This is a genomic window from Halorubrum distributum JCM 10118, from assembly GCF_000337335.1.
GTDB classification, from domain to species: Archaea; Halobacteriota; Halobacteria; order Halobacteriales; family Haloferacaceae; genus Halorubrum; species Halorubrum distributum.
In genome coordinates this window covers 72,156-91,880 of sequence record NZ_AOJN01000055.1, presented here as the reverse complement: position 1 = coordinate 91,880, position 19,725 = coordinate 72,156, and the positions used below count along the sequence as shown (strand labels likewise).

General features: G+C 71.4%; 22 protein-coding genes. 13 read left to right on the top strand and 9 right to left on the bottom strand.

What is annotated here, in order from left to right:
• The first annotated feature begins 80 nt into the window (after window positions 1-80).
• From C466_RS12605 to C466_RS12595, 3 genes are all read left to right on the top strand, one after another.
• The gene (locus C466_RS12605) at window positions 81-2,012 is read left to right on the top strand and encodes an aldehyde ferredoxin oxidoreductase family protein (RefSeq protein WP_004595595.1); all 1,932 of its coding nucleotides are present in this window, start codon (window positions 81-83) and stop codon (window positions 2,010-2,012) included.
• Window positions 2,013-2,074: 62 nt separating this feature from the next.
• Entirely contained in the window at window positions 2,075-2,407 is a 333-nt protein-coding gene (locus C466_RS12600) for a hypothetical protein (RefSeq protein WP_004595596.1), read from the top strand.
• A 55-nt stretch (window positions 2,408-2,462) separates the two neighbouring features.
• Window positions 2,463-2,831, top strand: coding sequence for a hypothetical protein (locus C466_RS12595; RefSeq protein WP_004595597.1), 369 nt, complete (start codon window positions 2,463-2,465; stop codon window positions 2,829-2,831).
• Between the two features lie 34 nt (window positions 2,832-2,865).
• Here the strand turns inward: C466_RS12595 and C466_RS12590 are convergent, their stop codons facing one another.
• Genes C466_RS12590 through C466_RS12575 form a run of 4 tightly spaced genes read right to left on the bottom strand, consistent with a single transcriptional unit; the run spans window position 2,866 to window position 5,396 of the window.
• On the bottom strand, window positions 2,866-3,222 hold the full coding sequence (locus C466_RS12590) for an AzlD domain-containing protein (RefSeq protein ID WP_004595598.1): 357 nt from the start codon (window positions 3,220-3,222) through the stop codon (window positions 2,866-2,868).
• Window positions 3,223-3,271: 49 nt separating this feature from the next.
• Window positions 3,272-3,961 carry an AzlC family ABC transporter permease gene (locus C466_RS12585; protein WP_004595599.1) on the bottom strand — a complete coding sequence of 230 codons (690 nt, stop codon included), beginning with the start codon at window positions 3,959-3,961 and terminating at the stop codon, window positions 3,272-3,274.
• A gap of 2 nt (window positions 3,962-3,963) precedes the next feature.
• On the bottom strand, window positions 3,964-4,809 hold the full coding sequence (locus C466_RS12580; RefSeq protein ID WP_004595600.1) for an RNA methyltransferase: 846 nt from the start codon (window positions 4,807-4,809) through the stop codon (window positions 3,964-3,966).
• Entirely contained in the window at window positions 4,806-5,396 is a 591-nt protein-coding gene (locus C466_RS12575; RefSeq protein ID WP_004595601.1) for a hypothetical protein, read from the bottom strand. The genes C466_RS12580 and C466_RS12575 overlap by 4 nt, the downstream gene beginning before the upstream one ends.
• A gap of 113 nt (window positions 5,397-5,509) precedes the next feature.
• Here C466_RS12575 and C466_RS12570 point away from each other — a divergent pair, with 113 nt between their 5' ends.
• The 3 genes from C466_RS12570 to C466_RS12560 all read left to right on the top strand — a co-directional run bounded on the left by C466_RS12570 (window position 5,510) and on the right by C466_RS12560 (window position 8,535).
• On the top strand, window positions 5,510-6,034 hold the full coding sequence (locus C466_RS12570; protein WP_004595602.1) for a DUF192 domain-containing protein: 525 nt from the start codon (window positions 5,510-5,512) through the stop codon (window positions 6,032-6,034).
• A 380-nt stretch (window positions 6,035-6,414) separates the two neighbouring features.
• The gene (folP, locus tag C466_RS12565) at window positions 6,415-7,662 is read left to right on the top strand and encodes a dihydropteroate synthase (protein ID WP_004595603.1); all 1,248 of its coding nucleotides are present in this window, start codon (window positions 6,415-6,417) and stop codon (window positions 7,660-7,662) included.
• A gap of 162 nt (window positions 7,663-7,824) precedes the next feature.
• Entirely contained in the window at window positions 7,825-8,535 is a 711-nt protein-coding gene (locus tag C466_RS12560) for a 6-hydroxymethylpterin diphosphokinase MptE-like protein (protein ID WP_004595604.1), read from the top strand.
• On the opposite strand, the gene C466_RS12555 is transcribed toward C466_RS12560, so the two are convergent.
• The gene (locus tag C466_RS12555; RefSeq protein ID WP_004595605.1) at window positions 8,532-9,317 is read right to left on the bottom strand and encodes a creatininase family protein; all 786 of its coding nucleotides are present in this window, start codon (window positions 9,315-9,317) and stop codon (window positions 8,532-8,534) included. The two genes, C466_RS12560 and C466_RS12555, sit on opposite strands and share 4 nt — an antisense overlap.
• A 166-nt stretch (window positions 9,318-9,483) precedes the next feature.
• On the opposite strand from C466_RS12555, the gene C466_RS12550 reads away from it, so the two are divergent.
• The 4 genes from C466_RS12550 to C466_RS12535 all read left to right on the top strand — a co-directional run bounded on the left by C466_RS12550 (window position 9,484) and on the right by C466_RS12535 (window position 12,894).
• On the top strand, window positions 9,484-9,900 hold the full coding sequence (locus C466_RS12550) for a nascent polypeptide-associated complex protein (RefSeq protein ID WP_004595606.1): 417 nt from the start codon (window positions 9,484-9,486) through the stop codon (window positions 9,898-9,900).
• Window positions 9,897-10,637, top strand: coding sequence for a tRNA (adenine-N1)-methyltransferase (locus C466_RS12545; protein ID WP_004595607.1), 741 nt, complete (start codon window positions 9,897-9,899; stop codon window positions 10,635-10,637). Before C466_RS12550 ends, C466_RS12545 begins: the two co-directional genes overlap by 4 nt.
• Window positions 10,638-10,720: 83 nt before the next feature.
• A complete protein-coding gene (locus tag C466_RS12540; protein WP_004595608.1) occupies window positions 10,721-11,737 on the top strand; it encodes a transcriptional regulator TbsP domain-containing protein in 1,017 nt (338 codons plus the stop codon).
• 35 nt (window positions 11,738-11,772) lie between these two features.
• Complete coding sequence (locus C466_RS12535; protein WP_004595609.1) at window positions 11,773-12,894, top strand: pyridoxal phosphate-dependent aminotransferase; 1,122 nt, start codon at window positions 11,773-11,775, stop codon at window positions 12,892-12,894.
• 24 nt (window positions 12,895-12,918) lie between these two features.
• Here C466_RS12535 and C466_RS12530 read toward each other — a convergent pair whose 3' ends face one another.
• On the bottom strand, window positions 12,919-13,935 hold the full coding sequence (locus tag C466_RS12530; protein WP_004595610.1) for a hypothetical protein: 1,017 nt from the start codon (window positions 13,933-13,935) through the stop codon (window positions 12,919-12,921).
• Between the two features lie 178 nt (window positions 13,936-14,113).
• On the opposite strand from C466_RS12530, the gene C466_RS12525 reads away from it, so the two are divergent.
• The 3 genes from C466_RS12525 (at window position 14,114) to C466_RS12515 (ending at window position 16,624) form a co-directional block, all read left to right on the top strand.
• Window positions 14,114-15,316, top strand: a complete 1,203-nt coding sequence (locus C466_RS12525; protein WP_004595611.1) for a methionine adenosyltransferase — start codon at window positions 14,114-14,116, stop codon at window positions 15,314-15,316.
• A gap of 81 nt (window positions 15,317-15,397) precedes the next feature.
• Complete coding sequence (locus tag C466_RS12520; protein WP_004595612.1) at window positions 15,398-16,126, top strand: SDR family NAD(P)-dependent oxidoreductase; 729 nt, start codon at window positions 15,398-15,400, stop codon at window positions 16,124-16,126.
• Window positions 16,127-16,171: 45 nt separating this feature from the next.
• On the top strand, window positions 16,172-16,624 hold the full coding sequence (locus C466_RS12515) for a DUF5804 family protein (protein ID WP_004599824.1): 453 nt from the start codon (window positions 16,172-16,174) through the stop codon (window positions 16,622-16,624).
• 18 nt (window positions 16,625-16,642) lie between these two features.
• On the opposite strand, the gene C466_RS12510 is transcribed toward C466_RS12515, so the two are convergent.
• The 3 genes from C466_RS12510 to C466_RS12500 form a co-directional block, all read right to left on the bottom strand.
• A complete protein-coding gene (locus C466_RS12510; RefSeq protein ID WP_004595614.1) occupies window positions 16,643-17,197 on the bottom strand; it encodes a DUF7109 family protein in 555 nt (184 codons plus the stop codon).
• Between the two features lies 1 nt (window position 17,198).
• Window positions 17,199-18,383, bottom strand: coding sequence for a glycosyltransferase family protein (locus C466_RS12505; RefSeq protein ID WP_004595615.1), 1,185 nt, complete (start codon window positions 18,381-18,383; stop codon window positions 17,199-17,201).
• 121 nt (window positions 18,384-18,504) lie between these two features.
• Entirely contained in the window at window positions 18,505-19,689 is a 1,185-nt protein-coding gene (locus C466_RS12500) for an MFS transporter (RefSeq protein WP_049908334.1), read from the bottom strand.
• Between the last annotated feature and the right edge of the window lie 36 nt (window positions 19,690-19,725).

The following is a 19,725-nucleotide window of genomic DNA, read 5'->3' as shown; positions in this document are numbered from 1 at the left end:
CCGTTTAGTAACCGGTACCAGTTGCGTTCAGAGGTGAACAACTAACACGCTGTGGTCCCTCTATAATGAACGAGCATTACATGACTGAAATGGGCGGCTACAGAGACCGTGTGGCACAGGTCGATCTCGGCGGTGGCGAGGTCAGCTACCGCGGGATCGACGACGACGACGCGGAGAAGTACATCGGCGCGCGCGGGCTCGGCGTCAAGTACGTCTTCGACAAGGGTCCCGACGTGGACCCGCTCGGACCGGAGAACCGACTGGCGTTCATGACGGGTCCGCTCACGGGCACCCAGACCGTGATGAGCGGTCGGATCGCCCTGGTGACGAAGTCCCCGCTGACGGGGACCGTCACCGACTCGCACCACGGCGGCTGGTCCGGCGCGCGGCTCAAGTGGGCCGGGCTCGACGGCATCCTGCTCGACGGCGCGAGCGACGAGCCGGTTTACCTGTTCGTCGAGGACGGCGACGTCGAGGTACGCGACGCCTCCCACCTCTGGGGACAGGGCGTCCACGACACCATCGACCAGCTCGGCGAGGAGGTCGACGGGAAGGTCGGCCGCGACGTCTCCGTGATGGCGATCGGCCAGGGCGGCGAGAACGAGGTACGCTACGGCTGCGTCATCAACGAGGACGACCGCGCCTCGGGCCGCGGCGGTACCGGCGCCGTGATGGGCTCGAAGAACGTGAAGGCGGTCGTGGTGAAATCGGGCACCGACATGCCCAAGCCCGCCGACCCGGAGACGTTCCAGGAGGGCTACCAGCAGGCGATGGAGGTCATCCGCGAGTCCGACGTCACCGCGCCCAACGAGGGCGGGCTCTCGATGTACGGGACGAACGTCCTGATGAACGCGACCGAGGAGATGGACGGCCTCCCGACGAAGAACGCGAAACACACCTCGACGGAGGCGTACAGCGAGACCGACGGCGTCGACGTTCAGGCCGAGCGCGTCTCCGGCGAGAACGTCCGCGAGAACATCCTCGTCGACGAGCCGACGTGTCACTCCTGTCCGGTGGCGTGCAAGAAGGAGGTCGAGGTCGACGTGACCCACAAGGGCGAGGACCTGAACGTCCGCATGGAGTCGTACGAGTACGAGTCCGCGTGGGCGCTCGGCCCGAACTCCGGGCACGACGACCGCGACGAGATCGCGGTCATGCTCGACCGGTGTAACGACCTCGGCATCGACACCATCGAGGCCGGCAACATGATGGCGATGGCGATGGAGATGAGCGAGGAGGGCAAACTCGAGGGCGTCGGCCACCTCGACTGGGGCGACTCCGAGACGATGATCGACCTCATCGAGGAGATCGGCCACCGCTCCAGCGACCTCGGCGACCTCCTCGCGGAGGGCCCCGAGCGCGTCGCCGACGCGAAGGACGCGCACGGCAACAAGCTCTCGGTGAAGGGCCAGACGATGGCCGCCTACGACCCGCGCTGTATGAAGGGCATGGGGATCGCGTACGCGACCTCCAACCGCGGCGCCTGCCACCTGCGCGGGTACACGCCGGCCGCCGAGATCCTCGGCATCCCGGAGAAGGTCGACCCGTACGAGTGGGAGGGCAAAGGCGAGCTCACCGCCACCTTCCAGGACCTACACGCGGTGTCGGACTCGTTCGACATCTGCAAGTTCAGCGCGTTCGCGGAGGGGATCGAGGAGTACGTGCTCCAGTACAACGGCATGACCGGTCGCGACCTCTCGGAGGACGAGCTGTTCGAGGCCGGCGAGCGCGTGTACAACCTCGAGCGCTACTTCAACAACCTCGCCGGCTTCGACGGCGCGGACGACACGCTGCCGAACCGGTTCATCGAGGGGCACCCGGACGCCATCCCCGGCACGGGCGCCAGCGAGGGCGAGCTCGTCGAACTCGACCAGCTGAAGGCCGAGTACTACGAGACCCGCGACTGGGTCGACGGCGTCGTCCCCGACGAGAAGCTCGAGGCGCTCGGCATCGACATCGGGCCCGGCACCGGCGTCTCCGCCGGCGACTCCGCGGCTCCGGCCGACGACTGAGGGCCTCTCCGGCCGACGGCTCTCCGTTTATTTTTAAGTGTCTCGCGTCGGAAGCACCGGCCATGTCGCACGACCCGCTTTCGCCCTCCGAAGCCCTCCGCACGCCGGTCGGCGCCGTTCTCGCGGCCCTGAGCCTGTTCGTGTTCGTCTACTCCCTCGTGATCGTCGGTCAGATCCTGTTCGGCGTCTGGGTCGTCCTCGTGCTCTCGGTCGGTCCGTACCTCTCGTACCGCCTGCTCGCGGCGCTCGACTCGCTGGCCGACGGTGCCCAGCGGATCGCCGCCGCCCGCGAGCGCGAGGCCGAGGACCGCTCCCGGTTCGACCGCCCCGCCGACCGCGACGCTTCAGACTCGCGCGAGGCTCCCGCGGAGCGCGCGACCGAACGGGAGCGCTGACGAAGCCGCTCCGGCCGCCGGATCCGTTTAAGCCCCCTCGCAGCGACTCGGGAGTATGAACTGGCGACTCGTCGCGACCCTCGGCGTCGGCGTGACCGCGTTCCTCCTCGCGGCCGCCGGCGTCACGGGACTGCTCGCGGCCTCGATCGAGTTCTCCGCGCTCGTCGGGCTCCCGGTCGGGATCCTCGTCGGCGCCGCGTCCGCGGCGGCGACGTGGCTCCGCCTCTGGAAGAATCCGGGCGCTCGCCCCGCGCTGCTCGGCGTCGCCGCGGCCGGCTACGCCGTCGTCGCCCTCGCGGCCGCCTCGTACGCGATCTCGTCGGTCCGCGGGGTCGTGAGCGTCGAGCGCGCGCTCGCCGTGGCCCTCCTCGTCGGCGTCGTCGCCTTCGCGCTGGCGAGGCGACGGCCGGACCGGTTCGACTGACTGGACGCCCCGAGCGCCGCGCACCTCGCTCCGCTCAGGCGAACACGACGAACCGGAACAGCCACAGCGTGACCATTCCGGTCGCGATGGTCGCGAACACGTTCTCCGTCCGCCACGCGACCGCGCCGGCGACGGCGCCCGCGATCAGCCGCTCGTCGAGGAGGGTCGCGGTGACGGACGGCCCGAGCGTCACCAGATCGGGGAGGACGAGCGCCGCGAGGACGGCCGGCGGGACGTACCGAAGTGGCCGCTGGAGGCGCGTCGGGACCCCGTCGATCCGGCCGAACAGGTGGATGAAGGAGAGCCGGATCCCGTAGGTGAGGACGCCGATGACGACGATGGCGACCCAGGCGCGCGGCGAGGCGACCAGCGCGGCGAGCGCGTCGGTCACGACGCCGTCACCCCCGCGTCGGGGACGGCCGCCGGGGGCGGGCCGTCCGTCACGACGCCGTCACCTCCGTCACCAGGCCGGCCGCGATCCCGCACAGCGCGCCGACGAGCAGTCCGAGGTTGAGCGGGAGCACGGCGGCGACGACGGCGACCGCGCCGCCCGCGCCGCCCGCGACGGTGGTGGGCCGGTCCTTCATCGCGGGGACGAGGAGCGCGAGGAACACGAGCGGCACCGCGAAGGTGAGCCCCCACGCGTCGGGGACGCCGGCGCCGAGAACGACGCCCGCGACCGTCCCGACCTGCCAGACGATCCACAGCGACGCGGCCGCGCCGAGGTAGTAGCGCCACCGGCTGCGGTCCGGGTTCTCGTCGAACTCGGCGACGGAGAGCGCGTACGCCTGGTCGGTGAGCAGGTACGCGAGCCCCGCGCGGAGTCTGCGCCCGTACTCCGCGAAGTGCGGCGCGATGGAGGCCGAGTACATCAGCATTCGGAGGTTGATCACGACGGCCGTGCCGACGACGACCGCGAGCGGCGCGTTCTCGCCGAGCAGTTCCAGCGCGGCGAGCTGGGAGGCGCCCGCGAACACGATCACTGACATCCCGACCGCCTCGGCCAGCCCGAGCCCGGCGTCGACCGTCGCGATACCGGCGACGAGCGCGAACGGCGCGACGCCGAGCAGTAGCGGCGACACGTCGCGCACGCCGGCCAGCAGATCCTCGTCGAGGGCGGGGCCGCGCACGGTTACTGCTCCGTCGGATACGGCGGCTCGTCGTACTTCGCCGCGAGGTGGTCGGCGTGCTCCAGCTTCGCGTTCGCCTTCCGGAAGGTGCCGAGCAGCGAGTGGACCTCGCGTTCCGTCGGGTGCGCGCGGCCGAGCAGCCGACGCATCAGCAGCGCGTTCTTCTCGCGGACGTGGTCGCGCTGGCCCGTCGCCGCGAGGAACTCGTCGAAGAACTCGTGGAAGCGTTCGACGTCGGCCTCCGGGGCGCGAGTCACCTCGGTGTCGGGCAGCTGCGTCTCGTCGACGGTGAGGTCGCGGAGCTCGTAGAGGAGCACGGTCGCGGCCTGCCCGAGGTTCAGGACGGGGTAGTCGTCGTCGGCCGGGATCGAACACACCTCGTCGAGCCGCGAGAGCTCCTCGTTGTTGAGCCCGCGTCCCTCACGGCCGAAGACGATGGCGGTGGGCGCGTCCACCGTCTTCAGCGACTCGCGGAGTTCGGCGGGCGTCTTGAACGGAAAGCGCTCGTGGCTGCGGTCGTCCTCGCCGGTGATCGCGGTGGTGCCGACCGTGTGGTAGTTCGCGACGACCTCGTCGAAGGTGACCTCCTCGGCGTTCGGGAGCACGTCTTCGCGCGCGTGACCGGCGAAGCCGTACGCCTCGCCGTCCTCCTCCAGTTCGGGGGGATCCACGAGCTTGAGGTCGGAGAGCCCAAAGTTCTTCATCGCTCGCGCGATGGTGCCGACGTTGCCCGGCGTCTCGGGCTCGACGACGACGACCACGGGCTTTTGCCGCCCGCTCGCGGCGTCCTCGGTCCGACCCTCGGCCGCGTCGGTCTCCGCCGTGCCGTCCGCTTCGCCGCCGTTCATCGGTCCGACGGGTAGTCGGCCGAGAGGTCGAGGTCGGAGTCCGCGAGCTCCGCTTCGGTGATCTCCTCGCCGTCGCGCTCCTCCTGGCCGGCGAGTTCGAGGATGTCGATCCGCTCGCCCTCGAAGTCGGCTTCGAGCCGCTCTTGGACCTCCTGCTGGTCGGGGAGGTCCGGGAGCCCGGCCGGGTCCTCCTCGACGTGCTCGACGGCGGCGTACCCCTCGGGGGCCTCGTTGCCGGCGGCGACCCACTCGTGGAAGCGGTCGGCGAACTCGACCGACCCCTTGTACTCGCTGCCGCCTTCCTCGCGGAACCAGTAGAGCAGATCCGGCTCGTGTTCGGGACAGAGGAGCACCTCGCCCTCCGGCTCGCCGTACACGATCTCCGCCTGGTTACAGCGGTTGATCTCCTCCTCGCCGTAGTCGAGGTAACAGACGTCGCAGGGCTCCTCGACGAGGCTGACGAGCCGCACGAGTCGCTCCCGGGGATCCTCCGGAATCTCGTCGAGGGGCTTCAGTTCCTCGTCGTCGGTGAATATCTCGTCCTCCTCGAAGCGCCATCCGCGGAGGCCGATGCTCACTTTCGCCATGTCGTAGGCTACGCTCCGGCGGCGATAAAAGCGCGTCCTTCCCGGCACGAGGACGGCCGCGACGTCACGCGAGGAGCCGGTCTTTTAAATCCACGAACCGCCTCGGTGCGAGCATGAGACGCCGTCGGCTGCTCGGACTGGCTGCCGTCGCGACCGCGGGTGCCGCGGCGGGCTGTCTCGGGGGCGGCGACACGGGCGACGGGACCGGCGGCGCCGACATCGAGTGGCCGTCTGGGACGTACGCCGACTACGAGACGACGACCGTGACCGTCGAGAGTCCCGAGGGCGAGGAGCGGGGCTCGGTGACCGCGGCGATCGCGGAGGACGGCGACGAGCGTCTCCTCGGGCTCAGCGACGCCGAGGCGCTGCCCGAGGACGGCGGGATGCTGTTCGTCTACGACGCCCCCCGAGGGAGCCTGACGTACGTGATGCGTCGGATGAGCTTCGGCATCGACATCGTCTTCGTCGACGGCGACCGGGAGATCGTCCGGATCCACAACGCGCCCGAACCGGGACCGAACGAGGACGGCGAGGAGCAACAGTATGACGGATCCGGCCAGTACGTGCTCGAGGTCCCCTACGAGTGGACCGACCGCCACGGCGTCGAAGTCGGCGACTCGCTCCGGTTCGATTTATAAATAGAGCTCAGGTGGCTGTCCGCCTGTTTATAAACGGTTGGTGACGGATCGACGGCGAACACCGCCAAAGCCCCAGCCGCGAGGCGCTACGCGCCACGGGCAACCGGCGGCTTCGCCGCCGGTGACTGCCCCTTTGAGTCCCGCCCGACCGCACAGTAACCGCACCTCACACCTCCCCAGCCTCGTCGGGCGCGTCCTTCGGGCTCCCTTCGGTCGCCCTCGGAGCGCCCGACTCCCTCGCGCGTGCGACTCGCGCCCTGTCGGGCGCTCGTCGGCACGCGCCACCGCCGCGTTCATTTATAAATAGATATGCGACTCGTTCCCCGGCGAGCGCGTCGGGTACTCGCCCCGTTTATGTCGCTCGCGCCCGTGGTAATCGTATGCGAAACGTGGACGCTGCGGGGCTGGGAATCGGCGACGACCACCCGCCCCGGATTATGGGCGTGCTCAACGTCTCCGAGGAGTCGCCGTACGACCCCAGCGTGTACGACGACCCCGGCGAGGCCGCCGCGTACGTCGACGAGGAACTGATCGGCGAGGGCGCCGACATCGTCGACGTGGGCCTCGAATCGGCCAACAAGGACCTCGACGTGCTCTCCGCCGAACAGGAGCTCGATCGGCTCGACACCGCGATCGAGACCCTCGAATCCACCTCGGGCGACGCCGTCTGGTCGATCGAGACGCGCTACCACGAGGTCGCCGACGAGGCGCTCTCGCGCGGCTTCGACATGGTCAACGACATCTGCGGGTTCGCGGACCCGGAGATGCCCCGCGTCTGCCGCGAGCACGACGTCGCCGTCTCGAAGATGGCCTCGCCGCCGGACCTCAAACGCCCGGGCGCGATCGAGGACGTGGACGACATCTACGAGGCGCTCTCGATGAACGGCTTCACCGACAAGACCATCCTCGACCCCGCGTTCGGCGGCTGGTCCGCGGCGAAGACCCACGACGACGACCGGGAGACGTTCCACCGCCTGCGCGAGTTCCGCGGCTACGGCCGCCCCCTGCTCGTCTCGATCAACCGCAAGAGCTTCCTCAAGACCATCGCCGGCCGCAGCACCGAAGAGGCGCTCCCGGTCTCGCTCGCCGCCACGTCGATGGCGGTCGAGCGCGGCGCCCACGTGATCCGCACCCACGACGTGGCGGAGACGCGCGACGCCGCGCTCGTCGGCGCCGAGTTCGCCCGCGACCGCCACTCCGGCGGCGACTCGGGCGCCGTCGCCGTCGAGGAGCTCGACGTGACGACGGTCCGCGAGGCCGAACGGCACCTCGACCGGATCGGCGCGGCGGAAGCGACGCAGGGCGACCGCGACGCGGCCGGCAACGCGGTCGTCCGCACCTACGAGCTCTCCGGCCTCGGCGACGCGGCGGTCGGCGCCCTGCGCGCCGCGACGGTCGGCGGCGACGCGAGCGGCGCCGCGTTCGCGCTGGGCGATCCGAACCGCGCTGCGTCGCCGTCGCCCCCGTCGGCGACCGACGGCGGCACCGGAGGGGAGGAACCCGGCGGAGACCGCCGCGGACTCCTGATCGGGACGCCCGCCGCGATCGAGTCGGTCCGAGAGGCCGTATCTGACGTTTCCGACCCGCTCGACGCCGCGCTCGCGGGTATCGACCACCACGTGAGTTAAGAGAAAGTTTATGCCCTCGTGTAGACAACCGATCGACCGGACGCCGGAGGGGCACGCGGGTAGGGGTACTCTGTGCCACTCCGGTCCATACCATAATTCGCCCGGCGAGCGGCGGCGCCGTTCTGCGCCCGGCGCGACGGGTTCCCGGAGCGTGGTCCGCCCGTGAACTTCGACGCCTTCGAGCCCGTCTACGAGGCGATCCTCGCCGACTTCGGGTTCGACCGCGCGGCCGACGAGCGCGCCCGCGACGTCGCCGCCGACCTCGCGACGCCGTTCCCGCTCAACCGGCTCGGCGACTGGTCGGGCGCGACGGTCGCCGTCGCGGGCGCGGCGCCCTGTCTCGCCGACGAGGTCTCGCTCGCCCGCGACGCCGACGTCGTCGTCGCGGCCTCGACCGCCGCCGACGTCCTCGCCGACCGCGGCGTCGCCGTCGACTGTATGGTGACCGACCTCGACAAGAACCCGGAGACAGCAGCGGAGCTGACTCGCGAGGGCGTGCCCGTCGTCGCCCACGCCCACGGTGACAACATTCCGACGGTCCGCGACTGGCTCCCCCGGTTCGCCGACGAGTGGACGCTGGCGACGACGCAGGCGGCCCCCGTCGGCCCGGTCCGGAACACCGGCGGGTTCACCGACGGTGACCGCGCCGCGTTCCTCGCCGACCACGTCGGGGCCGGCGAACTAATCTTCCCCGGGTGGAACTTCGACGACCCCGATGTCGACCCGATGAAGGCCCGAAAGCTCGATTGGGCCGCCCGCCTGCTGCGCTGGCTCGAACGCCGCCGCGGCGAGGCGTTCGCGGTCCTCGACGGTCGGCGCGAGGCGGTCGACGCCGCGCTTCGAGAAGCCCTCGGTGACCGGTTCGACGACTAAGTCGACTCCCGCTCGACCCGGGGTTCCGGGAACAGCTCCGCCTCGTCGCGCTCGCCGATCCACTCCGCCAGCTGGACGAGCTGGTCCGCGGCGGCCTCGAACAGCCGCTCGCTCTTCTCCGGAGTCACGTCGGTCGGGTCGCCGAACGCGCCGTTCGCGGAGTTCTCGACCGCGTCGTAGAACGTCCGCGCGCCGTGGACCATCGTGTCGGCGCTCTCGAGGTCGACGAGGCCGCCGTCGCGGGCGTCTTCGAGCCGGTCCTCGCGGACGAGGTCGGGCGCGAGGTGGGTGATCATCGCGGTCTCCTTCGGCCCGGCGTGGGGGCCGTTGCGCTCGAAGAGGTCGTCGACCAGCTCCGGGATCGACTCGTCCCACATCCACTCGACGGCGTAGGCGACCTCGTCCTCGTGGAGGCGGCGGCCGACCTCCCGGAGGTGCTGGACGTTGCCGCCGTGGGCGTTGACGAACACCACGCGGTCGATGCCGTGGTACGCGAGGTTCCGCGAGAACGACTCCACGTAGTCGCGGAACTCGGGCGGGTCGACCCACATCGTCCCCGGGAACTGCCGGTGGTGCGGGCTGACGCCGACGTTGATCGTCGGCGTTCGGAACGCGTCCGACCGCTCGGCGGCCGCCGTCGCGAGCCCCTCGGCGATCAGGTGATCGGTCGCGAGCGGGAGGTGCGGGCCGTGCTGTTCGGTCGAGCCGAGCGGGACGAGCGCGACGGAACCGGGGGACAGCGCGTCGCCCAACTCCGGCCAGGTGTGGTCCGCGAAGTACATACCTCCGCCTCGCGCGCGACACGTATCAACCCCGTCGTCTCGGTCGGGCTCGCCGGGATCGGGTGGGCGAGCGCCGCCGGGATCGAGCGCGCCGCGCCTCGTCGCCGCGCCGGCCCTGCGCCCCGTGTCGACACCCTTTTTGTGTCGTCCGGCCGAACCGAGGACCATGTTCGGAGGCGGCGGCATGAACCCGCGGAAGATGAAACAGATGATGAAACAGATGGGGATCGACGTCGAGGAACTCGACGCCGAGCGGGTCGTCATCGAGACGGCCGACGGCGACGACCTCGTCTTCGACGGCGCCCAGGTGACCAAGATGGACGCCCAGGGCCAGGAGACCTACCAGATCGTCGGCTCCCCCGACGAGGTGGCCGACGCGGGCGCCGGCGGCGCTGCCGCGGTCGAGGGCGGCGACGCGGACGACCCCGCGCTCGACGACGCGAGCGACGACGGCGACGACGGCATCCCGGAGGAGGACGTGAAACTGGTCGCCCAGCAGGCGGGCGTCTCGAAGGAGGCCGCCCGCGAGGCGCTGGAGGCGGCCAACGGCGAGCCCGCGCGAGCGATCTCGGACCTGCAGTGACGGACGCCGCGTACCTGCTCGTCCACGAGGACCGCGAGTACCTGCTGGAGCCCGGCGAGGAGTTCGGCACCGACCTCGGCGTGATCGAGGTCCCCGAGGATGTCGCGGCCGGCGACGAGGTCGAGACCCACCTCGGCACCGTCTTCGAGGTCCGCGCGCTCCGCGGCCCCGACCTGTTCAACCACCTCGAACGCACCGGCGCGCCGATGATGCCGCGCGACGTGGGGCTCGTGATGGGTCACACCGGCGCGTCCGGCGGCGACCGCGTCCTCGACGCCGGCACCGGCACGGGCATCCTCGCCGCGTACCTCGGCCGGGCCGGCGCCGACGTGACCACCTACGAGGTCGACGCCGAGTTCGCCGAGGTCGCCCGCGACAACATGCGGACCGCGGGCGTCGCCGACCGCGTCGAGGTCCGGACCGGCGACCTCACCGAGGAGCTCGACGCGCTCGCGGAGGGCGAGCCGTTCGACGCCCTGACGCTCGACACCGGCGACGCGCCGGCCGTGGTCGAGCGCGCGGACGATCTGCTCGCGCCCGGCGGCCGCCTCGCCGTCTACTCCCCGTTCGTCGAGGGGACCCGCGAGGCCGCCCTCGCGGCCCGCGACGCCGGATTCGACGAGGTCGAGACGCTGGAGACGATCCAGCGCGAGATGGACTTCTCCGACCGCGGCTCGCGCCCCTCCACCGCCGGCGTGGGCCACACGGGGTACCTCGTGTTCGCGCGGGCGCCCTGAGTTCGGCGCCGCTACCGATTTTCCCGAAACGGCTGCCGAGACCGCCGCAACGCTCTTTCGGATCGCGGCAGTCACCGATCGGTGTGACCGCGGACGACGTCGGTATCGGGACCGACGCCGACGGCGCGAGCGACGGCTTCGGCGAGGCCTCCGAGGTCGCGGACGTCCTCCCGCGTCCCGCCGACGCGCTCGCCGATGCGGTCGAGACAGCGCTGGCGGGGCGGTCGGCCGTCGTCGCGGTCGGCGTGCCGATCCGGCTGCTCCCCGCGGTGCTCGCCGCTCGCGAGCGCTCCTCGGGCCCGCCGTGGCGGATCGCGTGCCGCCCCGGCGTCGTCGACGCGCTCTCACGGGCGCTCGTCCTCGGCACCGCGGTCGCCGAGGCGGTCGAGAACGGCGAAATCCGGATCCGGACCGGCGAGCCGCTCGGGCACGGGACGGGCGGGACGCTGTTCGCGAGCCCCGAGCGCGTCGACGCCGTCGTCGGCCCCTGCGGGGACCGGACGCTCGCGACGACGGCGACGGATACCGATCCGGAGGCGACCGACACGGATGCGGAGGCGGTCGACGGCGCCCGCGCGACCGCCGAGTCGCGGTTCGACGCGGCGTCGGCGGCGCCCGTCGAGATGCCCTCGCGGACTCGGCTGCTCGCCGACGCGCGCGAGGTCCTCGACGACCGGTTCGCGGACGACCTGGCGGCCCTGCTGGCGTCGCTCGACCCCGGCGAGTTCGGCCGCACGACGGAGGTGTCGGACCGGACGCTCCTCGTCGCGCTCGCGGCGCGACACGACCACCTCTTCCGGGATCTGCGGACGTGGGTCGGGACCGACGGCGTCGGGATCGCCCCGGCACAGGAGTTCACCGGCGATCGGCAGGCCCTCGTCGGTCGGGAGCTGATCGAGTCGATCAAGGTGCCGATGGGGCCGGGGCGGCCGATGCTCCGCCTCCGCGCGGTCGACGACGCGCTGTTGCGCGCCCGCGCCGAGGAGGTGCCGAGCGTCCTCCGTGGGCGGTTCGCGCTGCCGACCGACGCCGACGGGCGGATCCGAGACGACGCGAGCCGCGAGGGGCGGCGGCCGGTCTGGGAGCGGCGTCGGTGGTGACAAGAACTAACTCGCGGCGGCGCTCCCTCACAGGTATGACGACGTTCTCCGACAGGGTCGAGCGGATCTCGATAAGCGGGATCCGCGAGGTGTTCGAGGCGGCCGGCGACGACGCGATCAACCTCGGGCTCGGCCAGCCCGACTTCCCGACGCCGGACCACGCCCGGCGGGCCGCGGTCGACGCCATCGAGTCCGGGAAGGCCGACGCCTACACCGAGAACAAGGGAACCCGGTCGCTCCGGGAGGCCATCGCTGAGAAGCATCGCGCCGACCAGGGGATCGACCTCGACCCCGGGAACGTCATCGCGACCGCGGGCGGCAGCGAGGCGCTTCACGTCGCCCTCGAGGCCCACGTTGACGCCGGCGACGAGGTGTTGATCCCGGACCCGGGATTCGTCTCCTACGACGCGCTGACGAAGCTGACCGGCGGCGAGCCGGTCCCCGTCCCGCTCCGCGACGACCTTACCGTCGACCCGGCCGCCATCGAGGACGCGATCACCGACGACACCGCGGCGTTCGTCGTGAACTCGCCGGGCAACCCGACCGGGGCGGTCTCCTCCGAGGAAGACGTGCGCGAGTTCGCGCGCATCGCCGACGAGCACGACGTCCTCTGTATCTCGGACGAGGTGTACGAGTACACGGTGTTCGACGGCGAGCACCGCTCGCCGATCGAGTTCGCCGAGACGGACAACGTCGTCGTCGTCAACTCCGCCTCGAAGCTGTTCTCGATGACCGGCTGGCGGCTCGGCTGGGTGTACGGCGCCGAGGAGCGCGTCGAGCGCATGCTGCGCGTCCACCAGTACGCGCAGGCGTGCGCCTCGGCGCCGGCGCAGTACGCCGCCGAGGCCGCGCTGCGCGGCGACCGCGACGTCGTCGACGAGATGACCGCCTCCTTCGAGCGCCGCCGCGACATCCTGCTGGACGGCTTCGACGACATCGGCATCGACTGCCCGACGCCGCAGGGAGCGTTCTACGCGATGCCGCGCGTCCCGGAGGGGTTCGTCGACGAGTGTCTCGATCGCGGCGTCGTCGTCGTCCCCGGCGAGGCGTTCGGCGAGGGCGGCGCCGGCCACGCGCGGATCTCGTACGCGACCGACGAGGACGAGCTCCGCGAGGCGCTCGACGTGATGGGCGAAGCGTACGAGGCGGTCCGCTGACGCGGGCTCGAAACGCCTGGTGCCTCAGTTCTCCTCTTCGTCCAAAATCCGGAGATAGCGCTCGTAGTACTCGCCCCCGTACCGGATCATATCCTCCTCGCTCTCGCGGACGCCGGCGTCCTTCCGAACGTTCCCGTCGATGAAGGGCCGCGCGTCGATGGCGCGGAGCAACTCGACGTACGCGTCGGAGTACGGGTGCGTCTCGGCGTACTCGTTCCCGGCCGCCCGTCGGAGAATTCGGTCGGCCTCGTCGGAGAGCTCGTCCCGCCCGATTCTGGGTCCGACGAACGTCGCCCGGAGGATCGTCTCCATCCGCTCCGGGCTCTCGGCGACCGCCTCCGCGATCGGCCGGTACACCGCCTCGTGGAACCGCTCTCGCTCGATTTCGACCCGGTAGGTGGTGTCTCTGTAAGTGACGCGGTCAGGGCCGTCGGCGGCGAGCAGCGCGCTCTCCGCGCGGGCGGTCCCGTTACGGTACGCGTAGCCGCCCCGCTGGACCAGCCCCACGGGGTAGCCCCCCACGTCCCCGCGGGCCCGGGCCGCAAAGTGGGCGATGTGGACCGCACGCTGGTCGGCCTGCGGCAGGTCCCCCTCGTCGCCGGCGTCGGCCGCCGACTCCCCGCCGTCGTCGCTCCCGGATCCCTCGCCGTCGACCTCGAAGAGGCGGAGGACCGGATAGGTCTCGGCGACCTCGTCGACGACGACGGAACCGAGCTCGTAGTAGGTGCCGTCACGGAGGACGTACGCCGGGTCGTCGGGGCCCGCGAAGAACGGTCTCCGGTGCTGGGTCGCGTACGACTCGCCGGCCAGAACCGCGTCGAGGGCCGCCTCGTCCCACTCCTCGGGCGGGTCGTCGCGGCTGCGAACGTAGCGGTCGCGCAGCGACCCGTCGACCCGCGAGAGCGAGAGCCTGAGCTCCGGTCCGCCGCCGTCGCCCGCGTCGCCGTCGCTTCCGGTTCCGAGACAGCCGGCGGCGGCGCCGATTCCGCCCGCGAGCGCGCCGGCGAGGAGTCGACGGCGAGAGGGTGCGAGTTGGTCCATACGGTCCGTACAGACAGGCGACTGAAAGGTATTGCCGAGACGCAAACGCTGGCTTGAGTCACCGGGGCCGACGCCGACGAAGCGGGTCCGCCGACGGGGTTTGAATTACCCTTGGTTATTCGATGTCGGCGAAGAGTTTCCGCAAGTTATACCGTCGCCCGCGGAGTATCCGGCGGTAATGGACCGGAACATACAGGTCAGCCGCCTCGACCGGCAGGCGGTCGAGGACCAGGAGGTCGAGATCGTCGAGCGAAAGGGGATCGGTCACCCCGACTCTATCTGCGACGGGGTCGCGGAGTCCGTCTCGCGGGCGCTCTCGCAGCTCTACTTGGACCGCGTCGGCAAGGTGCTCCACTACAACACCGACGAGACGCAGCTGGTCGCCGGCCGCGCGGCCCCCGCGTTCGGCGGCGGCGAGGTCGTCGAGCCCATCTACATCCTCATCGTCGGCCGCGCCACGAAGGAGTACGACGGCGAGCAGCTCCCCGTCGACTCAACCGCGCTCGCGGCCGCCCGCGACTACCTCTCCGAGGCGATCCCGGAGCTGGAGTACGGCACTGACGTCGTCGTCGACGTGAAACTCGGCGAGGGCTCCGGCGACCTCCAGGACGTCTTCGGCGAGGAGACCCAGGAGGTCCCGATGGCCAACGACACCTCCTTCGGCGTCGGTCACGCCCCGCTCACCGAGACGGAGACCATCGTGTACGAGGCCGAGCGCGCGCTCAACACCACGTACCACGACGACCATCCCGAGCTCGGCCCCGACGTGAAGATCATGGGCAAACGCGAGGGCGACCGGATCGACATCACCGTCGCCGCCGCGATGGTCGACGCGTACGTCGACGGCCTCGACGAGTACGACGACGCGGTCGCGTCCGTCCGCGAGTACGTGGACGACCTGGCCCGCGAGTACACCGACCGCGAGGTCCACGTCGACGTCAACACCGCCGACGACTACGACGAGGGCTCCGTCTACCTCACCGTCACCGGCACCTCCGCCGAGCAGGGCGACGACGGCTCGGTCGGCCGCGGCAACCGCGCGAACGGGCTCATCACTCCGAACCGCCCGATGTCGATGGAGGCGACCTCCGGGAAGAACCCCGTCAACCACATCGGGAAGATATACAACCTCCTCTCGACCCGCGTCGCCGAGTCCGTCACGAGCGAGGTCGACGGCATCCGCGACCTCCAGGTCCGCCTGCTCTCGCAGATCGGCCGCCCGATCGACGAGCCGCACGTCGCGGACGCGCAGATCGTCACCGAGGACGACGTGGCGCTGGGCGACATCGAGGAAGACGTCCTCGCCATCGTCGACCGCGAGCTCGCTGACGTGACGGACGTGACCCGCAGCGTCATCGAGGGCGACGTCTCGACGTTCTGAGCGCAGAATAGTCGGAACGGCCAGCCGGTTCGAGGAGGACCGCCCCCGGGTTTCTACTGCCGAGACGCCGTACCGATCGGCATGGCAGACACTTCGGCTGACACCCCGAGGGATGTCGACCCCAAGTCCGACCTAACCGACGACGTGGCACTCGTCACGGGCGCGACGCGCGGTATCGGCGCCGAAATCGCCGCGGAGCTCGCCGACCTGGGCGCGACCGTCTACGCCGGGGCGCGCGACCCCGACGACGTGACCGCGACGGACCAGCACGCGGTCCGGTTGGACGTGACCGACGACGAGGAGGTCCGCGCCGCGGTCGACCGAATCGAACGCGAGCAGGGCTCGCTCGACGTCCTCGTGAACAACGCGGGCGTGTTCGCTCGGTCCGGCCCCCTCCACGAGATGGACACCGCGGACTTCGACCGCACGATGGCCGTGAACCTCCGCGGTCCGGTCGTCCTGACCAAGCACGCGCTGCCGCTCCTCCTGGACGGGCCCGGCGGTCGCGTCGTGACCCTCTCGTCGGGACTCGGGCGGTTCACCGACGGACAGATGGACGGCGACTACCCGGCCTACCGGCTCTCGAAGGTCGGCGTCGGCGGGCTGACGGCCTACTTACACGGCGAGTACGGCGATCGGGGCCTGATCGCGAACGCCGTCTCGCCCGGGTGGGTCCGGACCGACATGGGCGGCGACGGGGCGCCGCGACCGCCGTCGAAGGGCGCCGAAACGCCGGTCTGGCTGGCGCGGTTCGCGCCCGGGAGCCCCGCGGGACACCTCTGGAAGGACCGCGAGCGGGTCTCTTGGTAGTCACCGACCGCAACCGATTTCACCGCTCCCCGTGACCGCCGAGGTGTGACGCGGGTGTGTCTCCTCGGCGACCCCGACGTGGAGCTCTCCTACGAGCTGCTCTCCCGCGAGACGGCTCGCGACGCGCTCGCGACCTACGACATCGAGGAGCCGTTCGAGAACAGCGTCGCCGTCGACACCGTGAGCCTCGGCGCCGCCGTCTCCCTCCTCAACGACCTCGACTGGTACCTCGTCCGCTTCGTCGAGGAGGCGCTCGTCTTGGAGCCGTCCGTCGCGACCGACGAGTGGCTCTCCCGGGACCTCGCCCGCGAGGTCCGCGACGGCGACGTGCCACCCGAGGAGACCGACCAGCGCCTGAAGGTGTTCGGGCTCGTCGACGGCCGGCCGGTCGAGCCACTCTTCGTCCGACGGCGACAGGGCGAGACGCCTGAGTACGACCTCCGCGACGTCGACGAGACCGTCGTCGTCCGCGTGAGCGAGTCGGAGTTCTCCGGATAGGGGCGGGGTCCCGCTCCGTCACTCGTCGACTTCCGCGAGGATCCGCGTCCGGATCGGGTCGACGTCGACCGGCGCCCACGCCTCCACGTCGTAGGTCACGTCCGCGAGCGTCTCCAAGCGGTCGTCGTCGCCTCCGTTTATCGCCTCGACCGCCTCCTCGCGGAGCCGGTCGAGCACCGCGTCCGCGAGCGGCTCGCGGTCGACGCCCCGCTCGGGCACGTCGAGGATGTGGGGGAGGTCTTCCGCCCCCTCCGGGAGCGTCGGGAACGCGGCCGGCCCGACCGCGAGGGCGGTCGATTCCGCGGTGGGGTCCGCCTCGCCGTCCGCTGCGGCACCGTCGTCGGCGGGCGCGTCACCGGTGAGCGCCCCGCTCGGCGCCGGCACGAGCGCGTACTCGGCGACCGCGAGGTCGATGGCGGCGTCGATGGCGTCCTCGTCGACCTCGGCCCGCTGTTTGAACGCCAGCTCCGAGAGCGCGTTCGAGAGTTCGGCGCGGGTGAGCCACTCGAACAGGTCGACGACGCCGGCGAGGTCGTCGCGCGCGGCGACGCTCGGCCCGCTTCCGTCCGCCATCTCAGTCCTCCCCCGGGGCGGGCTCCGCCTGTCCGTCGTCGGTCGGCCGGGCGCCGACGGCGTCGACGCTGCCGGTCGCCCCGTCTCCGCGGACCGCGTCGAGGTCCTCGCGCGCCGCCTCGTGGACCTCGTCGGGGTCGACCGGAGCGTCCTCCCACGCCGGGAGCCGCGTGTCGGGGCCGGGTTCGCCGAGCGCCTCGGCGTACGTCGCCACCTGCGAGCGCTCGTCGTCCGCGTCGTACGAGAGCCCGTTGAACGCCGCGTCGGTCGCGTAGCCGTCGACTAGCGTCTCGGCGGCCTCGCGGTACCGCTCGGCGAGGCCGTCGTAGTCGACGTCGACGCCGGCGTCTTCGACCGCCCGCAGCGTCGCATCGCCGACCGCCCGGCTCATGTCGGCGAGGCCGGTCGGCCCCTCGACGGAGCGGTGGTCGTGCTCGTACCGGCCCAGGTCGACCTGCGCGCTGTCCGCGAAGCCGGCGTGGCCAAACGCCTCGCCGAGCGTCCCGACCTCCAGCCCCCAGCCGCGCTGGACGCGGAGCCGGGAGACGAGGTCGCTCGTCGCCGCGAACTCGCCGGCGAGCGCGTAGCGGAACGCGGAGAGGTACTCTAAGACGTCGGGCGTTCGGTCAGGCGCCGCGTCCCCGAGCGCGCGGACGAGCGGCCGGAAGAACAGCCTGAACAGCCGCCCGTACAGCGAGCCGTCCTCGACGCGGGCGTAGTACCCCTTCGAGAACCGGTACCTCTGTCCCAGCGGGAACAAGAGTCGGTTGACGAACGCCGGCGAGTACGTCTTCGTGTCCGCATCGTGGACGACGACGAACTCCTCATCGAGCGCGCGGCCGAGGGCGAGCCACACGTCGCGCCCCTTGCCGCGCTCGCCGTCGAGCCCCCGCGCCTCCAGCAGCGAGGCGAGTCGGGGGCCGTCGCACCACAGCGTCTCGACGTCGAGGTCGAACCCGTCCAGCCACTCCGCGAACGGGCCGGCGCGGTCGGCGGCGGCCCGCAGCGGCACGATCACGCGGGCCGGGTCGACCGTCTCCAGCGTCGAGAGCACGCGCTCGGCCGCGAGCGTCCCGTACTCGCGCTCGGTCATCGGCACGACGACCGCCGCGCGGTCCGTGGGGGCGTCGGGCCGGTGGTCGGTCAACGCGTGGAGGGTCGTCACGCGCTCCTGAACGTACTCCATTTACCGATCACACGGGAGCGACGCCCAAAACAGGTGCGGTACCACCAACCGGATCGGGGCTCCCTTCGCGAGTCCTCGCTTCCCGGATCCAACGCTCCCCGGGTCCGTCGCCGTCTCCGCGTTACGCCGCCCGCGTCGCCCCCGCCGCACCGCCGGGGACGCGCCCGAGGCGGTACAGGGCCGCGTACGCGGCGACGAGGACCACTAAGCCGCCCGCGAGCGCGAGGAAGACGGCGTCGTACCCCGCGCCCGCCTCGATGGCCTCCCCGACGACCCACGAGCCGGCCGCCTGCGTGGACATCATTCCGGCCGAGAACATCGCGTAGGCCGACGCGCGCGACTCGTCAGGTAGCGACGCCAACAGGTACGTGTCGCCCGCCGGGAACAGCATGTGAATGGCGAAGCCGACGACGACGCTCGCGGCGATCACCGCCGCCAACCCCTCCGCGACGACGACGAGGACGACCCCGCCGACGAACGCCGTGACGATGCCGAGCAGGTACGGCACGTGCGGGAGCCGGTCCGCGAGGTCGCCTGAGACGAGGAATGCGGGGACGCCGGCGGCGAAGATCACGGTCAGGAGGTTCCGCGCGGTCGCCGGCGGCAGCCCCTTGTCGATCATGTACAGCTCGTAGAAGTTGAACAGCCCCTGCCAGACGAAGCTCGTGAGCCCCATCAGCACGACGCCCGCGAGGATCAGCTTCCACTCCCGGCGGGCGGCCGCGAGGAAGTCGGTGTCGCCCGCGCCGGCGTCCGGGAGGTCGGTCCGCTTCGCGAGCGCGACGAAGAGGACCGTGCTGGCCGCCGCCGCGAGCGCCAGCGCGTAGAAGGCGTACCGCCAGTCGTACCAGAGCGCGACGGTGACCGCGGGCGCGGCGATGACGGCGGAGAGCTGGCTGGCCATGCCGTGGACGCCCATCACGCGCCCGACGCGCTGCGGGAACAGCTCCGAGATGAACGGGTTCGCGGCGACGAAGTAGACGCCGGAGGCCAGGCCGATCGCGAAGGCGGCGACCATCAGCGCGAGCACGCTCGGCGCGAGGGCGACGCCGAGCGCGCCGGCGGTCAGCATCGCGCCGGAGACGACGATCACGCTGCGCCGCGTGAAGCGCGTGAGCGCCCAGCCGGCGGGGAGCCGCGGGGCGGCCGAGCCGAGCCACGCGAGCGTGACGATGAGCCCGGCGGTCCCCTCGCGGATCCCGAACGCGTCGATGAACTCGCCCACGAGGGGGGCGAACACGACGCGAGCGAAGTTGACGAGGAAGACCAGCGCGCAAAGCGATCCGAACAGCCTGGTCCGTGACACGGCGGCGATTCCGCGCGCCCGGACACAAGCGTTGCG

Bases quoted from the DNA above. Each gene is read 5' to 3' on its own strand.
- C466_RS12550 (WP_004595606.1), top strand. From the start codon at position 9,484: ATGTTCGGAGGCGGCGGCATGAACCCGCGGAAGATGAAACAGATGATG.
- C466_RS12600 (WP_004595596.1), top strand. From the start codon at position 2,075: ATGTCGCACGACCCGCTTTCGCCCTCCGAAGCCCTCCGCACGCCGGTC.
- C466_RS12595 (WP_004595597.1), top strand. From the start codon at position 2,463: ATGAACTGGCGACTCGTCGCGACCCTCGGCGTCGGCGTGACCGCGTTC.
- C466_RS12510 (WP_004595614.1), bottom strand. From the start codon at position 17,197: ATGGCGGACGGAAGCGGGCCGAGCGTCGCCGCGCGCGACGACCTCGCC.
- C466_RS12505 (WP_004595615.1), bottom strand. From the start codon at position 18,383: ATGGAGTACGTTCAGGAGCGCGTGACGACCCTCCACGCGTTGACCGAC.
- folP (WP_004595603.1), top strand. From the start codon at position 6,415: ATGCGAAACGTGGACGCTGCGGGGCTGGGAATCGGCGACGACCACCCG.
- C466_RS12575 (WP_004595601.1), bottom strand. From the start codon at position 5,396: ATGGCGAAAGTGAGCATCGGCCTCCGCGGATGGCGCTTCGAGGAGGAC.
- C466_RS12555 (WP_004595605.1), bottom strand. From the start codon at position 9,317: ATGTACTTCGCGGACCACACCTGGCCGGAGTTGGGCGACGCGCTGTCC.
- C466_RS12605 (WP_004595595.1), top strand. From the start codon at position 81: ATGACTGAAATGGGCGGCTACAGAGACCGTGTGGCACAGGTCGATCTC.
- C466_RS12535 (WP_004595609.1), top strand. From the start codon at position 11,773: ATGACGACGTTCTCCGACAGGGTCGAGCGGATCTCGATAAGCGGGATC.
- C466_RS12520 (WP_004595612.1), top strand. From the start codon at position 15,398: ATGGCAGACACTTCGGCTGACACCCCGAGGGATGTCGACCCCAAGTCC.
- C466_RS12525 (WP_004595611.1), top strand. From the start codon at position 14,114: ATGGACCGGAACATACAGGTCAGCCGCCTCGACCGGCAGGCGGTCGAG.
- C466_RS12580 (WP_004595600.1), bottom strand. From the start codon at position 4,809: ATGAACGGCGGCGAAGCGGACGGCACGGCGGAGACCGACGCGGCCGAG.
- C466_RS12570 (WP_004595602.1), top strand. From the start codon at position 5,510: ATGAGACGCCGTCGGCTGCTCGGACTGGCTGCCGTCGCGACCGCGGGT.
- C466_RS12530 (WP_004595610.1), bottom strand. From the start codon at position 13,935: ATGGACCAACTCGCACCCTCTCGCCGTCGACTCCTCGCCGGCGCGCTC.